Annotated in this window: 13 protein-coding genes; 6 read left to right on the top strand and 7 right to left on the bottom strand. The window is 75.8% G+C overall.

Annotation, left to right across the window (positions count from 1 at the left end; genetic code table 11):
- Positions 1-6: 6 nt before the first annotated feature.
- Positions 7-618 carry an MSMEG_1061 family FMN-dependent PPOX-type flavoprotein gene (locus tag BM093_RS19875; RefSeq protein WP_093346616.1) on the bottom strand — a complete coding sequence of 204 codons (612 nt, stop codon included), beginning with the start codon at positions 616-618 and terminating at the stop codon, positions 7-9.
- 77 nt (positions 619-695) lie between these two features.
- Here BM093_RS19875 and BM093_RS19870 point away from each other — a divergent pair, with 77 nt between their 5' ends.
- The 4 genes from BM093_RS19870 (at position 696) to BM093_RS19855 (ending at position 6,033) form a co-directional block, all read left to right on the top strand.
- The gene (locus BM093_RS19870) at positions 696-1,655 is read left to right on the top strand and encodes an NAD(P)/FAD-dependent oxidoreductase (RefSeq protein WP_218162846.1); all 960 of its coding nucleotides are present in this window, start codon (positions 696-698) and stop codon (positions 1,653-1,655) included.
- Positions 1,656-1,769: 114 nt separating this feature from the next.
- The gene (locus tag BM093_RS19865) at positions 1,770-3,278 is read left to right on the top strand and encodes an FAD-binding oxidoreductase (protein ID WP_093346613.1); all 1,509 of its coding nucleotides are present in this window, start codon (positions 1,770-1,772) and stop codon (positions 3,276-3,278) included.
- Between the two features lie 63 nt (positions 3,279-3,341).
- Positions 3,342-4,970: a CHAD domain-containing protein gene (locus BM093_RS19860; protein WP_177238587.1), complete on the top strand. Its 1,629-nt coding sequence runs from the start codon at positions 3,342-3,344 to the stop codon at positions 4,968-4,970.
- Positions 4,971-4,980: 10 nt separating this feature from the next.
- A complete protein-coding gene (locus tag BM093_RS19855) occupies positions 4,981-6,033 on the top strand; it encodes a PHP domain-containing protein (RefSeq protein ID WP_093346607.1) in 1,053 nt (350 codons plus the stop codon).
- A gap of 594 nt (positions 6,034-6,627) precedes the next feature.
- Here BM093_RS19855 and BM093_RS19850 read toward each other — a convergent pair.
- Positions 6,628-7,047, bottom strand: a complete 420-nt coding sequence (locus BM093_RS19850; protein ID WP_093346603.1) for a cupin domain-containing protein — start codon at positions 7,045-7,047, stop codon at positions 6,628-6,630.
- 247 nt (positions 7,048-7,294) lie between these two features.
- Between BM093_RS19850 and BM093_RS19845 the strand changes: the two genes are divergently transcribed.
- The gene (locus BM093_RS19845; RefSeq protein WP_093346600.1) at positions 7,295-8,371 is read left to right on the top strand and encodes a glycoside hydrolase family 16 protein; all 1,077 of its coding nucleotides are present in this window, start codon (positions 7,295-7,297) and stop codon (positions 8,369-8,371) included.
- 115 nt (positions 8,372-8,486) lie between these two features.
- On the opposite strand, the gene BM093_RS19840 is transcribed toward BM093_RS19845, so the two are convergent.
- A complete protein-coding gene (locus BM093_RS19840) occupies positions 8,487-9,479 on the bottom strand; it encodes a carbohydrate kinase family protein (protein WP_093346597.1) in 993 nt (330 codons plus the stop codon).
- A gap of 106 nt (positions 9,480-9,585) precedes the next feature.
- Between BM093_RS19840 and BM093_RS19835 the strand changes: the two genes are divergently transcribed.
- Positions 9,586-10,602, top strand: a complete 1,017-nt coding sequence (locus BM093_RS19835; RefSeq protein ID WP_093346594.1) for a CobW family GTP-binding protein — start codon at positions 9,586-9,588, stop codon at positions 10,600-10,602.
- A gap of 75 nt (positions 10,603-10,677) precedes the next feature.
- Here BM093_RS19835 and BM093_RS19830 read toward each other — a convergent pair whose 3' ends face one another.
- The 4 genes from BM093_RS19830 to BM093_RS19815 all read right to left on the bottom strand — a co-directional run bounded on the left by BM093_RS19830 (position 10,678) and on the right by BM093_RS19815 (position 14,204).
- Positions 10,678-11,250 (bottom strand): hypothetical protein, encoded by a 573-nt coding sequence (locus tag BM093_RS19830; protein WP_093346591.1) that lies wholly within the window; start codon positions 11,248-11,250, stop codon positions 10,678-10,680.
- A gap of 153 nt (positions 11,251-11,403) precedes the next feature.
- Positions 11,404-12,405 carry a small ribosomal subunit Rsm22 family protein gene (locus tag BM093_RS19825; protein ID WP_093346588.1) on the bottom strand — a complete coding sequence of 334 codons (1,002 nt, stop codon included), beginning with the start codon at positions 12,403-12,405 and terminating at the stop codon, positions 11,404-11,406.
- Positions 12,406-12,442: 37 nt separating this feature from the next.
- The gene (gene idi / locus BM093_RS19820) at positions 12,443-12,982 is read right to left on the bottom strand and encodes an isopentenyl-diphosphate Delta-isomerase (protein WP_093346585.1); all 540 of its coding nucleotides are present in this window, start codon (positions 12,980-12,982) and stop codon (positions 12,443-12,445) included.
- A 10-nt stretch (positions 12,983-12,992) separates the two neighbouring features.
- Positions 12,993-14,204, bottom strand: coding sequence for a geranylgeranyl reductase family protein (locus tag BM093_RS19815; protein ID WP_093346582.1), 1,212 nt, complete (start codon positions 14,202-14,204; stop codon positions 12,993-12,995).
- Positions 14,205-14,231 lie beyond the last annotated feature (27 nt).

Here is a 14,231-nt window from a genome sequence, read left to right as displayed (position 1 = left end):
GGCGCGTCAGTACTGGTTGGCCTTCGCCTCGCGCCGGAACGCCGCGTCGATCAGCCGGGCCGGGCCCGGGATGCCGTACTGCCCCTTCACGAGCTTCCCGGCGCTGGGCACCTCGCCCTTCGCGGGCCACGTCGCGGGGTCCCACAGCGACGACCGCAGGAACGCCTTCGCGCAGTGCAGGTACAGCTCGTCGATGTCGACGACGACCGCCAGCTCCGGGGCCGACCCCCGCACCGTGAGCCGCTCGGCGAAGTCCGGGTGGTGCACGATCCGGGCCCGGCCGTTGACCCGCACGGTGTCGTTCGAGCCCGGGACCATGAAGAGCATCCCGACCCGGGGGTCGTGCAGGATGTTGCGCAGCGAGTCCAGCTTGCGGTTCCCCTTGCGGTCGGCGAACGCGATCGTGTGCTCGTCGAGCACCAGCGCACACCCGGCGGGATCGCCGCGCGGGGAGACGTCGACGCCGTCCGGCCCGGTCGTGGCCAGCAGGAAGAACGGTGACGCGGCCAGGAACTCCGCGGTCACCGGGTCGACGCGGTCCCGGGCCTTGTCCCGGATGGCGGCGCTGGTCTCGCCGATGATCTCGCGCAGCCGCGCCTCGTCGGTGACGTGCTCCATGGACGGATCCCCCTCGTTGATTGAGGTGACCCTAACTGTGAACGTGCTTCACGGAAAGGGGTCCTAGGGTCGGTGCGGTGGGTGTGATCGTGGTCGGGGCCGGGATCGCCGGCCTGAGCTGTGCCGGCGAGCTGGCCGCGCGGGGCGTCGAGGTGCAGGTCCGCGAGCAGGACGGCGAGGTCGGCGGTCGGCTCGCGGTGCACCGGCACCGGGGCCGCCCCGCCGACGTCGGCGCGGCCTACCTCACGGTGTCCGACGACGGGTTCGCCGCGCAGGTGGGGCGCTGGCGCGACGCGGGCCTGATCCGCGAGTGGACCGACACCCTCGCCGTGTTCGACGACGGCACCCGCGCCGCCGACACCCCCGGCCCGATGCGCTGGGCCGCGCCCGGCGGGCTGCGCTCCCTGGTCGCCGACGCGGCGGCCGAGCTCGAGCTGCGGACCGGGGTACCGGTCCACACCGGACGACCGGTGCGGAGCGTGCGGCCCGGGCCGGGCGGGCGGCCGCTGGTCGACGGGGAGGCCTGTGACGCCGTCGTGCTCGCGATGCCGGACCCGCAGGCCGCCCGGCTGCTCGCTCCGGACACCCCGGCGGGGGCCGCGGTCGCCGGCCGGGTGTGGGACCCGGTGCTGACGCTGACCCTCGGTTTCGCCCGCCGGGAGTGGCCGCGGCTGCCCGCGGCGTTCGTCAACGGTCACCCGGTGCTCGCTCTGGTCGCCGACGACGGCGACCGCCGCGGCGACGACGCCCCCGTCCTGGTCGCGCACTCCACCGCCGCGTTCGCGCGAGCGGCCGGTGACCCGGACAGCGCCGTGCCTGCGATGACCGCTGCGGTGCGGGAGCTGCTCGGGATCGGCGCCGATCCGGAGTGGACGCACGTGCACCGCTGGCCGTTCGCCGCGCCCGCGGCGCACCGCGACCCGGCCTTCCACCTCGACGACGACGGGATCGGCCTCGCCGGGGACGGCTGGGGCCGCCCCCGGGTGCAGACGGCGTGGTCGTCCGGACGCCGGCTCGGGCAAGCGCTCCGCCCGTGAGTGGTTTTCGCGGCTGGAGCCGCGAAAACCACTCACGGGGATGCGGACGGGCGGGACACGTCGATCTCCGGGTGGCCCTGGCCCGGCACGCGGCGGCGACCTACCGTCGCGGGAATGACCGATCGCGCGACCGAACCCGGCGCAGGGCTCACCGACGGCACACCCGTCGTCGTCGAACCGGAGGGCAGGCCGTTCGGTGACTCGACCGACCCGGCCGAGCTCGACGGCACCGGTCCCGGCCCGGTGGGCCTGGCCCTGCTCGCCGAACTGTCCGCCGCGCTCGGTCCCGCAGCACTGCTCACCGACCCGGACACCGTGCGCCCGTACGTGCGCGACGAGGCCGAGTGGGCCGACTACGGCACCCCGCTGTGCGTGGTGCGGGCCCGCAGCACCGCCGACGTCGCCGTGACTGTCGCCGCGTGCGCACGGGCCCGGGTCCCGGTGGTCCCGCGCGGGGCGGGCACCGGCCTGTCCGGCGGGGCCAACGCCGTCGACGGCTGCGTGCTGCTCTCGCTCGAGCGGATGACCGCGATCCGGGAGATCTCGGCGGGCGAGCGGCTCGCCGTCGTCGAGCCGGGGGTGGTCAACGACGACCTCCGCGTGGCCTGCGCCGAGCAGGGGCTCTGGTATCCGCCGGACCCGGCGTCGGCGCCGTGGTCGACGATCGGCGGCAACGTCGCCACCAATGCGGGCGGGCTGTGCTGCGTGAAGTACGGCGTCACCCGCGACTACGTGCTCGCCCTCGAGGTCGTCACCGCGGCCGGCGAGGTGGTGCGGGTCGGGCGGCGCACCGCGAAGGGCGTCGTCGGCTACGACCTGGCCGGGCTGCTGGTCGGCTCGGAGGGGACCCTCGGGGTCATCACCGAGATCACCGTCAAGCTGCGCCCGGCCCGCCCGGTCGCGCCGCACACCGTCGTCGGGTTCTTCGACACCCTCGCCGACTGCGGGGCCGCGGTCGCCGCCGTCACCGAGCAGGGACTGCAGCCTGCGGTGTTCGAGCTGGTCGACCGGGAGGTGCTGGGCGCGGTCAACGCCTGGCGCAACGCCGGGCTGCCGGAGGACGCGGCCGCGCTGCTGCTCGCCCAGACCGACCTGCCGGAACCGGCCGCGCGGGCGGAGGCGGAGGCGATCCTGGCGGCGTTCACCGCGCACGGGGCGACCGAGGCGATGGCCTCGACCGACGAGACCGAGGCCGAGGCGCTGTTCGCGGCCCGCCGGATGGCCTACCCGGCGCTGGAGCAGCTCGGGATGGGCATGCTCACCGAGGACGTCTGCGTGCCCCGCCCGCGGATGGCCGAGATGCTCGCCCGGATCGAGGAGATCGGCCGCGTCCACGACGTCCGGATCGCCACGGTCGCGCACGCCGGCGACGGCAACCTGCACCCGCTGATGCTCACCCCGCACGGTGACGACGCGGCGCGGGACCGGACCCGGGCCGCGTTCGACGCGATCATCACCAGCGCGGTCGACCTCGGCGGGACGGTCACCGGCGAGCACGGTGTCGGCCTGCTCAAGCGCGCGGGCATGGAGCGCGAGCTCGGGCCCGAGGTCCTGGCCCTGCAGCGCGCGATGAAGGCCGCGCTCGACCCGGACGGCATCCTCAACCCGGGCAAGGCGGTGTAGCGGACCGCGGGGATCGCCCGGATGGAGCCGAGTGGACACACCGGGCGCCGGGAACCCCGTGGGATGAACGCCGACCCGGCCTCGACCAGCACCCCGCCCGCCGCCACCCCGGGGGTCCGCGATCATCCCGGTGACCGGCTGACCTACCGGGGTCCCGCCCACACCGGCGCCCCCCGGCTGGCTGCGCTGTCCGGTGTGGACGACGTCCGGACGGTCACCGGGTCCGAGGTCGGCGAGCAGGAGCGCGTCGACACCGAGGACCTGCGGTTGTTCGGCGCCGGTATCGAGCTGCTGGTCGAGCGGGCGGCCCCGGACCGGGCGTCGGCGGTGCCGGCCTGCACGGTGTGGGTGCTGCGGCTCCCGGACGGCGACCCGGGGGCGGAGCTGCGGGCGAGCGTGTCCGGCGGCGACGGCGAGGGCCCCGCCGGGGGCGACCCGTACGCGGTCCCGCCCGAGTTCGAGGCCCTGCTCCGGCGGGTCCGGGGCGACGCCGTGCTGCGCCCGGTCGGGCGGGTGCGGGTCGTCCGCTCGGTCATGAGCCTGCACGACGACGCCGGCCGTGAGCTCGCGGTGCTGCAGCACGACGAGGTCGGGGTCTCCACGCTCGGGGCGTCGACGACCACGGAGAGCTGGAGCGAGGCCGTCGTCCGGCCCGGGACGGCGGGGCCCGCCGTGCTCGAGCAGCTCGACGCAGCCCTGCGCGAGACCGGCCTCGTGCGCGGGCCGGGACGGGCCGGCGCCCGGCTGGGCGCGCTGCTCGCCGAGGTGGCACCCGACGAGCCGCCCCGCCACCGCGGTCGCCGCGGCAGCGCCGGGCGGGTGCTGCTCGACTACCTCGGCCGCCAGGTCGACACCCTCGCCGAACGCGACGGCGACCTGCGTGCCGACCGGCCCGACGCCGTGCACCAGATGCGGGTCACCGCGCGGCGGCTGCGCAGCGCGCTGCGCACCTACGGCGGGCTGCTGGAGGGGCCCCGGCCGGGGCACCTGGTCGCCGAGCTGCGGTGGCTGGGCCGGGAGCTGGCCGGCGAGCGCGACGCCGAGGTGCAGGAGGAGCGGCTCGACGCGCAGCTGGCCGCGTTGGAGCCGGAGCTGGTGCTCGGCCCGGTGCAGGCCGCGCTCACCCGGCACTTCGCCCGCACCCGCGCCGGGACCGGTGCCGTGGTGCGCGAGGTCGTCGACGGTGAGCGCTACGCGGCGCTGCAGAAGGCGCTGCGCCGGTTGCTGGCCGACCCGCCGCTGTCGGCGCGGGCCGACGAGCCGGCCGAGGCGGTGCTGCCGGGCATGGTCGGGAAGACCGCCCGCAAGCTGGAGCGGCGCATGCAGCGGGCCCTGGCCGCGCTCGAGGCCGGGGAACAGGCACCGACCTCGCTGCACGACGCCCGCAAGACCGGCAAGCAGCTGCGCTACGCCACGGAGGTGGCCGCCCCGGCCGTCGGCTCCGACGCCCGCCGCTTCGCGAAGCGGCTCAAGTCGGTGCAGCGCGTCCTCGGTGACCACCAGGACGCCGTCGTCGCCCGGGAGACGCTGCGCGCCCTCGGCGCCCGCGCCGGTGCCGAGGGCGGTAACGGGTTCACCTTCGGTGTCCTGCACGGGCGTGCCACCGCCACGATGCTCGACCTGGAGCGGCGGCTGCCCGCGGTGTGGGAGGACGCGTGGACGCGCAAGGCCCGGACGTGGATGCGGCGCTAACCTGCCGGACGTGAGCTCCGACGACGTCCGCGACGCGGTGGCCGACCTGCGCCGGATCGCGTTCCTGCTGGAACGGGCGCACGAGTCGACCTACCGGGTACGGGCCTTCCGCACCGCGGCCGCCGCGCTGCGGGGCCGGGACGCCGAGGAGCTCGCGCGGCTGCACGCGGCAGGCTCGCTCACCGACTTGCGGGGTGTCGGCGAGGTGACCGCGCGCTGCATCGGTGAGTCGCTGGCCGGGGAGGAGCCGGTCTACCTGCGGCGGCTCGAGGACGCCGTCGCCCGCGCCGACGCCGACGGGGTGCCGCTCGCCGACGCCGCCGTGCGGCTGCGGGAGTCGTTGCGCGGCGACTGCCACAGCCACACCGACGCCTCCGACGGCGGTTCCCCGCTGGCCGAGATGGCGGAGACGGCGATCGGGCTCGGGCACGACTACCTCGTCGTGACCGACCACTCGCCGCGGCTCACCGTGGCCAACGGCCTGTCCGCGGACCGGCTGCGCCGCCAGCTCGACCAGGTCGCGGAGCTCAACGAGCGGATCGCGGGCACCGGCTCCGGCTTCCGCGTGCTGACCGGGATCGAGGTCGACATCCTCGACGACGGCGCCCTCGACCAGGACGCCGAGCTGCTCGCCGAGCTCGACCTCGTCGTCGCCAGCGTCCACTCGAAACTGAGGATGCCGCACGCGGAGATGACCGAGCGGATGCTCACCGCCGTCGCGAACCCGCACGTCGACGTGCTCGGGCACTGCACCGGCCGGATGGTCACCGGGCGGCGCCGGCGGCCCGGGTCCGACTTCGACGCGCAGGCCGTGTTCGACGCGTGTGCCGAGCACGGCGTCGCCGTGGAGATCAACTCGCGGCCGGAACGGCTCGACCCGCCGAAGCGGCTGCTGCGCCTCGCCGTCGAGGCGGGCTGCGAGTTCACCATCGACACCGACGCGCACGCCCCCGGTCAGCTCGACTGGCTCGACAACGGCTGCGCCCGGGCCGTGCTCTGCGGGGTGCCGCCGGAACGCATCCGCAACACCCGCGACGCCGCCGGCCTCCTCGGGGCCCACTGACCGCCGCGACACCCCCCCGGGCGCGCACCGACACCGCGCCGCGGGGGCGGAAGCGTGCTGATCACCGGACCCCGGCCGCTCGAGGTGCACTGTTCGGCCCCATGCGGGGCGACAGCGTGCTGATCACCGAGGCCCGGCCGCTCGAGGTGCACCTTCCCGCCCCATGCGGGGCGACGGCGTGCTGATCACCGGTCCTCGGTCGCTCGAGGTGCACTGTTCGGCCCCATGCGGGGCGACGGCGTGCTGATCACCGAGGCCAGGGGGCCGAGGTGCGCTCTTCTGCCCTGATAGGAGCGGGAGCGTGCTGATCACCAGCGCCCGGGTGTCCGAGGCGCACCGCTCCGCTCATCCGAGGGGCGACAGCGTGCTGATCACCGAGGCCAGGCGTTCGAGGTGCGCTCTTCTGCCTGGTGGGGGCGTCAGCGTGCTGATCACCGGTGCCCGGCCCCTCGAGGTGCACCGTTCGGCCCCATGCGGGGCGACGGCGTGCTGATCACCGGGGTCGGGGTGTCCGAGGCGCACCGTCTCGCCCTGCGCAGGGTGAGCGCGAACTGATCGAGCCGGTGCCCGACAGCCGGGAGCCGGGCGCGCGGATCAGCGCAGCTCGAAGTCGGCGAAGTCGAAGCCGGGGGAGACGACGCAGCTGACCAGGACGGGCTCGGTCCCCAGCGGCGAGGCCCGCTGCCAGACCCCGGCGGGCACCTCCAGCTGCGGCAGCGCCGCGGGACCGGCGGAACCGGGCAGCCCGAGACGCCGGACGTCCTCGGCGCCCGGTGCGTCACTATCGCCGCCGAGGACCAGCTCCGCCTCGCCGCGGTGCAGGAACCACAGCTCGGCCGAGCGGACCCGGTGCCAGCGCCCCGGCGCGTCGAACAGGTAGAGGATCGCGGTCGCGGACGGTCGCGTCCCGTACGGGGCCTCCACGGTGACCGGGGACGTCCAGAGTCGGCGGTACCAGCCGCCCTCCGGGTGCGGTGAGAGGTCGAGCGTGGCAGCAAGATCGGGGCGCGACACGGGACCACTCTGGCAGCCCGTCCGACGCGCTCGCGTAGTCCCGAGCCTCCCGTGACGGTCGGTGAGAGCCCCGCTGGGTTCGATCACCCTCCGTCGATCGATCGGTGTGCCGTCCCTGATCGTGGGTGCCCCGGTCGGGTGTTTCCACTGGCACTGCTCACCGAGCGCTCGTCTGATGGGGCAGTCGGTGCATGAGGGACGGGAGTGACTCACGGTGCGTACGAGGAACAGAGCCCGGCGGAGCACGGTGGCGGTGCTGGCGGCGCTCACGACGACCCTGGCGGTCTCGGCGGCGACGACCGCGACCGCGCCCACCGCACTCGCCTCGGCAGGCGTGTCCGGAGCCGTCACGACCGCGCCCGCCGTGGCCGGGCAGCAGGATCCGCCGGCCACCGGGCCGGGGGCCGAGCCGCAGCAGGATCCGCCGCCCGCCGGGGACGAGCCACAGCAGGAACCGGCGGACGCCGGGGCCGGGGACGAGCCGCAGCAGGAACCGGCGGACGCCGCCCACGATGCGCCCGTCACCGGGGCACAGCCGGCGTCGCCGTGCACGCGGACCGCGGCCGCGACGCACGGCTGGGGTGAGCCCGACCGGCATTCCGCGTTCGACGGGACGACCGTCCCACCGGACTGGCACCCCTACGGGCCCGAGCCCGGCCACAACAAGAAGGGCACCCGCACGCCCGAGCAGGTGAGCGTCGCCGACGGTGCGATGACGATCCGCGGCGAGCAGGACGGCACGACCGGTGCGGTGAGCTGGCATCCCGGCCAGAAGTACGGACGCTGGGAGGCGTGCGTGCAGTCGGAGAAGGCGTCCGGCGGGCTGAACGCCCTGCTGCTGCTCTGGCCGGTCGCCGAGGACTTCCCGGTCGGCGGCGAGGTCGACTGGATGGAGATCCTCTCCGACGACCGGCAGGAGACATCCTTCTTCCTGCACTACGGCCCGGACAACGACCAGGACTACGGCTCCGTGCAGCACGACTCCACCCAGTGGTCGGCCTACGCGCTGGAGTGGACGCCGGAGAAGATCACCGCCTATGTGGACGGTGAGGAGTGGTACACCAACACCGAGACCGACCAGTTCCCGCCGCGGCCGATGAACATGACGATGCAGCTCGACTACTTCGGTGACGCCGGTGGGCCGACCGCGATGCACATGGACTGGGCGAGCCAGTGGGCGCTGCCCGAGAGCGAGCCGGCGCAGCTGAGCCTGCCGCCGGGGGCCCCGGCGACCGGGCAGCCGAAGGACTATCCGGAGCGCGCCCCGCGCGAACTGACCCCGGCCGAGCAGCAGGCACCGGAGCAGCCGGCGCCCCGGCCCTGATCCCCGGCCGGGCCCCGGCGCCCGGTCAGTGGGACCCGGTCAGTGGGGCCCGGCCGGTACCGGTGCGACCCGGCGTGCACGAACGACCGGGGGCGGCCCGCACCGTGCTCCCGGCTCAGGACCCCGCTGCGGCGGCCAGCTCGGCCCGGGTCGGCGGGTCGGCGCCGTGCCGCGAGCAGGTGATCGCGGCGGCGGTGACGGCCTCGCCGAGGACGCCGTCGAGGGACTCGCGGTCGATCCGGTAGAGGTCCTCGCGGGCGGCTGCGCCGAGCAGGCCGCGCCGGTGCAGGCCCGCCAGCAGCGCCGCGGAGAAGCTGTCCCCCGCGCCGACGGTGTCCACGACGTCGATCGGACGGCCGGGGAGCACGCTGTGCAGGCCGGACGCGGTGCCGGCCAGCACGCCGTCGGCCCCGAGCGTCACGACGACCACGGCCGGGCCCAGCTCGAGCCACTCGCCGACGATGTCGCCGGGCTTGCGGCCGGGGTGCAGCCAGGCCAGGTCCTCCTCGCTGACCTTCACCACGTCGGCCAGCCCGAGCAGCTCGTGCACGCCGGGCAGCACCTCGTCCGGGCTGCCCATCAGCAGCGGGCGGAAGTTGGGGTCGTAGCTGACGGTCGCGATGTCCACGGCTGTCGCCATCAGCTCGCGCAGCGTCTCGTGCCCGGGCGGCGTGGTCAGCGCCAGCGAGCCGGAGTGGACGGCGACGACGGGTCCGGCGGCGCCCTCGTCGAGCGCGCCGGTGAGCTCGTCGTCGGTCCACTGCCAGTCGGCCGTGCCGGCGATCCGGAAGTCGTAGGACGCCTGCCCGTCGCCGGCCAGCTCGACGATCGCCAGCGACGACGGCTCGGTGGCCGCCACGGCGTGCGAGAGGTCGACGCCGTTGGCGGCCAGGTGCTCGCGCAGCCTGCGGCCGAGCAGGTCGTCGGCCAGGCGGGCCAGCATCCGGGCCGGGACCTCCAGCCGGGCGAGGCCGACGGCGACGTTGGCGGGGCTGCCACCGGGGGCGAACTCCCAGTACCCCTGCGCCGGGGCGGGGACGATGTCGACCAGGGCCTCGCCGGCGACGGCGACGACCCCGTGCGGACGTCCGGCAGCTGTGTCGGGCATGAGGGCACCTTAGTCACGGCCGGCCCCGGGGTCCGCCCTCGGCGAACCACGGTCGGCGGCGACCCGCCCGGCCGCGGGCGTCGGTGGCACGTGGTAGTCATGTCGGGTGGCCCGGAAGATCCCGGTCGTGGTGCTGGCCGGGTTCCTCGGAGCCGGCAAGACGACCCTGCTGAACCACCTCCTCGTCGCGGGCGGGGATGCGCGTATCGGTGTGGTCGTCAACGACTTCGGGTCCGTCGGCATCGACGCGATGCGCCTGGCCGGGCAGGCGGGCGGGATCGTCGGCCTCGGCAACGGCTGCCTGTGCTGCGAGGTCGGCGAGGGCGGGGTCGCGCAGGTCCTCACGGACCTGACCCGGCGCCGCGACGAGATCGACGTGATCGTGATCGAGGCGAGCGGGATCGCCGAGCCCGGCACGCTGGTCCAGCTGGTGCTCGACGGGCTGGGACCGCACCTGAGCTTCGGCGGCCTGGTCGAGGTGGTCGACGCCGCGGAGTTCGAGGCCACCCGCCGCCGGCACCCGCAGCTGGACCGGCACGTCGGGCTGGCCGACCTCGTGATCCTCAACAAGATCGACAGGGTCGGCACGGGCGGATTGTGGCGGGTGCGCCGGCTGTGCCGCGAGGCGAACCCGCGGGCACCGATCGTCCCGGTCCGCGACGGCGCGGTCGACCCCGCGCTGCTGTTCGACATCGAGGTCGTCCCCGGGCGCCAGCTCATGCTCGGCGAGCAGGTCCGCGAGGACGGCGACCGCGGCGACCACGACACACACCTGCACGCCGGCTACCAGAGCGTGACCTTCTGCTGCGACGAGCCGCTCGACGCCGCCCGCCTGCAGGACCTGCTCGACGCCCGGCCGTCCGGGCTCTACCGGATCAAGGGCTCGGTGCGGTTCGCGGCCGCACCCGCCCGCGAGCGGTGGGACCTGCACACCGTCGGCCGCTACGTCCGGTTCCACCGGACCCGGTGGGACACCGGCGAGCCCCGCCGCACCACCCTGGTCCTGATCGGTACGGGCCTCGACGAGGCCGCCCTGGAACGGTCCCTGCACGCCTGCGTCGCCGGCGACGACGACCGCCGCGACGCCGACGCGCTGCTCCCGGTCGCCCGGTACGCGGTCTGACCGGCCCGGCCCGGCCCGGCCCGGCCGCGCGGGCCGGGCCGGAACCGGAACCGGGCTCTGGATCGGGTCCGGGGCTCAGACGGCCGTGAGGTCCGGGCCGGTCGCCGGTTCGGCGAGGGCGAGCAGGGCCTGCCCGGCCTCGTCCTGACCCTCGCCGACGGCCGCCCACAGCAGGCCGCCGAGGGTGCGGGCCGGATCGACCCGCCCGCTCTGCCAGGACCGGCTCGCGGCCAGCCGTTCGGCGCGGGCACACAGCTGCCAGTCCACCGACGCCCGGTCGGTGACGTCCACGGAGAACTCGGCGTGCCCGAACCGGTTGCGGTAGCTCCGCACCGGGTCCGTGGCGACGTGGATCAGCGACAGCACCGCGATCGCGATGCCGCACCCGACGAGCACCGCGCAGAGGAAGAGCAGGAGCATCCGCCCCCAGTCGTCGTGACTGAGGGTGAGCGCGACCGCGGCAGCGCCGAGGAACACGCTGGCGGACATCGAGCCGGCCGGGAGCCGGGTGTAGACGAGGTCGCCCTCGTCGTCGATCACGTAGCGGGTGCCGGTGATCAGTGCCGGGTCGTGCACGCGGTAGCCGCGCGCGGTACGGACGAGGGTGGGGAGCCGCTCGGTGGGGCCGGGGGCGGTGAAGTCGGTCATGGTCGTGCTCGATCTGTGAGAAAAGGCGGCTGGTCGCGGCCCACCAGATGGCCGTCGCGCCCGGACATCGCCCATGGTGCCCGTCGGTGTTACAGCGGCGCGACGCCGCCGGGGCGACTCACCGGTGTGATCTTCACCATGGCCGCCGGACGATCATCGTTCGGGCGCTGCGGGTGGCCACGGATCGCCCCACGCGGTGTCGCGAGCGGCCCGGTACAGCTCTTTGCGACTGCGCGGCACGGGGGTGTCGCGCAGTGTTCCGTCCGCCGAACACACACGGAGGGTGACGAGTCCTTTCCGGGTCTGCGGATGCCGGACGACCCGGCCCGGCGCCTGCTCCGCTTCCCCGCGGACGGCCACGACGTAGGAGAACTTCTCGTCCTCGTGCCCGAGGCTGCCGGCCTTGAGCGTGCGGTGCCGGGAGCTGCGGTTCACCCGGGCCGCGAAGTGGCACCAGTCGTCGCCGGTCACCGGGCAGGCGCCGTCGTGCGGGCAGGGTGCCGCGACCCGCAGGCCGGCGGCCAGCAGCCGGGACCGGGCGGCCAGCACCCGGGCGTAGCCGGCCGGCGTCCCCGGTTCGACGACGACCACGACGCGGGCGGTGCGGGCGGCGGCGTCGACCAGCGCGTCGCGGAGCGGCTCGGCCAGCTCGCCCAGCAGGTAACAGGCCGTGAGCAGGTCGGACTCCGGCAGTGCGGTGCCCGGGCCGAGCACGGCGGACTCCCAGCCCGCGGTGCGCACCGCGGGCCACGGCGCGTGCTCGGCGAGGCGGCGCCCGAGTGCCCGGGCCGGCGCCGCGGCCTCCAGCACGGTCGCCCGGTGCAGCGACGGCCACACCCCGGCGGCCGCCCAGACGGCCGCACCGGTGCCGCCGCCGAGGTCGACCATCTCGGCCGGCTCCGGTACCCGGCCGGCGGCCCGGGCGAGGACGTCGGCGACGGCCGCGTGCGTGGCCGGCATCCGGTAGGCGGCGTAGGCCGCGGCGTCGTCGGCGGTGCGCAGGATCGGCGACGACGGCACGGTGCCACTGCGGTAGTCGCGGATCAGCCGGTCCACCACGGGAGCCAGGCGCCCCGCCGGGACCGGGTCCAGGACCTCGTGCAGGGCTCGGTCCAGGGCCGCGGCGGTGTCGGTGTCGGTCTCCGGGGCAGGCACCCCGGTATTGCACCAGCCGCCCGGCGGGCGGCCCGGTTCAGCCCCGGACGCCGGCCAGCAGCGGGTCGTCGAGCGCGTCGAGCAGCGGGACCTGCATCCGGGCCCACGGCGACAGGCCGGACTCCGGATCGTCCGCGGCGGTGCGGAAGCGTTCCCAGCTCCACCACTGCACGTCCTCGACCTCGTCCGGGCGCGGGTCGGGTTCGCCGGTCAGGCGCGCGACGAAGACGGGGCAGAGCTCGTTCTCCTCGACACCGTCCTGGGAGGCCCGGTAGCTGAAGTGCGGCAGCACCATCCGCAGCTCGGTGGCCCGGAGGCCGAGCTCGCGGGACAGCCGGCGGCGCACCGCGTCGGCCATGTCCTCGCCCGGGGCGGGGTGCCCGCAGCAGGTGTTCGTCCAGACCAGCGGGAACGTGGCCTTCCCGCGCGCCCGCCGGGTCACCAGCAGGCGTCCGTCGTCGTCGACGCCGTAGCAGGAGAACGCCAGGTGCCGCGGGGTCGTCGCACCGTGCACGGTCGCCTTGTCGGCGACGCCGACCGGGTTGCCGTCGTCGTCCAGCAGCACGACCTGTTCCATGCGCTCCTGTCTACCCCACCGCGGGCCCGGCGGCCCGCCGGACGGCGCGGATCACGCCCCCGGCGCGCAGCGCGCTACCCGGCAGGTGCGCGGCCACCAGGGCCAGCGCGGACGGGGTGACCACCCCGCGCGCGAGCCCGAGGCGCACCGCGCAGTCGAACACGGACCGGTGGGCCGAGGCAGCGCCGATCGCGGCGTCCAGGAACGCGGGGCGGGCCGCCAGCCGGGCCAGGGCCGCCACGTGCCGGTGGTGGCGGCCGAAGGTGTGCTCCATCGCCGCCCGGTGCGCCGCGCCGGCGTCGGCGCCGCGCAGCGCGTTGCGGCCGGCCAGGATCCCGGAGGCGACGGCGTCGAAGATCCCCTCGCCGGTCAGCGGGTTGACCTTGGCGGCGGCGTCGCCGGCGAGCAGGACGCGGCCGTCGGGCTGGAACCGCGGCGTCGTCGACAGCGGGAGGTGGTGGGCGCGCAGCGTCTCCGGGTAGGGCTGCTGGCCGGGTAGCAGCGCCGCGATCCGGTCGAGGAACTCGGCCCGGGTCCCGGCGCCGCGCTTGTCGAACACCCCGTAGCCGACGTTCGCCCCGCCCCCGGCGACCGGGAACGACCACGCATAGGCGGGATAGGTGTCCCCGGCGTACTCGATGGTGAGCGTGCCCGGCTCCGCGGCGACCGGGGCGTACCCGCGGATCGCGACCGCGGTGCCCTCCGGCGGCGCGGGCGGGGCGCCCAGTGCCCGGCGCACGGCCGAGTGCGCGCCGTCGGCGCCGATCACCGTGCGGGCGGCGAGGGGCCCGTGCGATCCGCTGCTGCCCGGCCCGCCGCCGTCGAGGACCACCCGGTCGCCGTCGACCTCCAGGGAACGCACGCGGTGCCGGCGCAGCTCGGCCCCGGCGGCGACGGCGGCGTCCACCAGCGCGGCGTCGAACACCCGCCGGGTGATCACCCGGTTCGGCCGCGGCGCGGTGCGGTGCACGGCGCGCCCGGACGGGGTGCGCAGGCGCAGCCGCTGCGCCGGCTCGCCGAGGTCGCGGACTCCGCGCACCCCGAGGTCGTCGAGCAGGTCGAACACCTCGGCCGCGACGCCGTCGCCGCAGGTCTTGTCGCGCGGGAACGGCTGGGCGTCGAGCAGCAGCACGGTGGCGTCGGGGCGCAGGCGCAGCACGTTCAGCGCCGCCGCCGACCCGGCGGGGCCGGCCCCGACCACCGCGACGTCGTAGACGGACATGGGGTCATTCTGCGTTCACCGAGGGCG

It is taken from the genome of Pseudonocardia ammonioxydans (genome assembly GCF_900115005.1).
In the GTDB taxonomy this organism is placed as follows: Bacteria; Actinomycetota; Actinomycetes; order Mycobacteriales; family Pseudonocardiaceae; genus Pseudonocardia; species Pseudonocardia ammonioxydans.
This window is presented reverse-complemented; position numbering and strand designations above follow the sequence as displayed.

Excerpts from the sequence above, each read along its gene's own strand:
- BM093_RS19865 (WP_093346613.1), top strand. The coding sequence starts at position 1,770 with ATGACCGATCGCGCGACCGAACCCGGCGCAGGGCTCACCGACGGCACA.
- BM093_RS19860 (WP_177238587.1), top strand. The coding sequence starts at position 3,342 with ATGAACGCCGACCCGGCCTCGACCAGCACCCCGCCCGCCGCCACCCCG.
- BM093_RS19875 (WP_093346616.1), bottom strand. The coding sequence starts at position 618 with ATGGAGCACGTCACCGACGAGGCGCGGCTGCGCGAGATCATCGGCGAG.
- BM093_RS19815 (WP_093346582.1), bottom strand. The coding sequence starts at position 14,204 with ATGTCCGTCTACGACGTCGCGGTGGTCGGGGCCGGCCCCGCCGGGTCG.
- idi (WP_093346585.1), bottom strand. The coding sequence starts at position 12,982 with ATGGAACAGGTCGTGCTGCTGGACGACGACGGCAACCCGGTCGGCGTC.
- BM093_RS19830 (WP_093346591.1), bottom strand. The coding sequence starts at position 11,250 with ATGACCGACTTCACCGCCCCCGGCCCCACCGAGCGGCTCCCCACCCTC.
- BM093_RS19840 (WP_093346597.1), bottom strand. The coding sequence starts at position 9,479 with ATGCCCGACACAGCTGCCGGACGTCCGCACGGGGTCGTCGCCGTCGCC.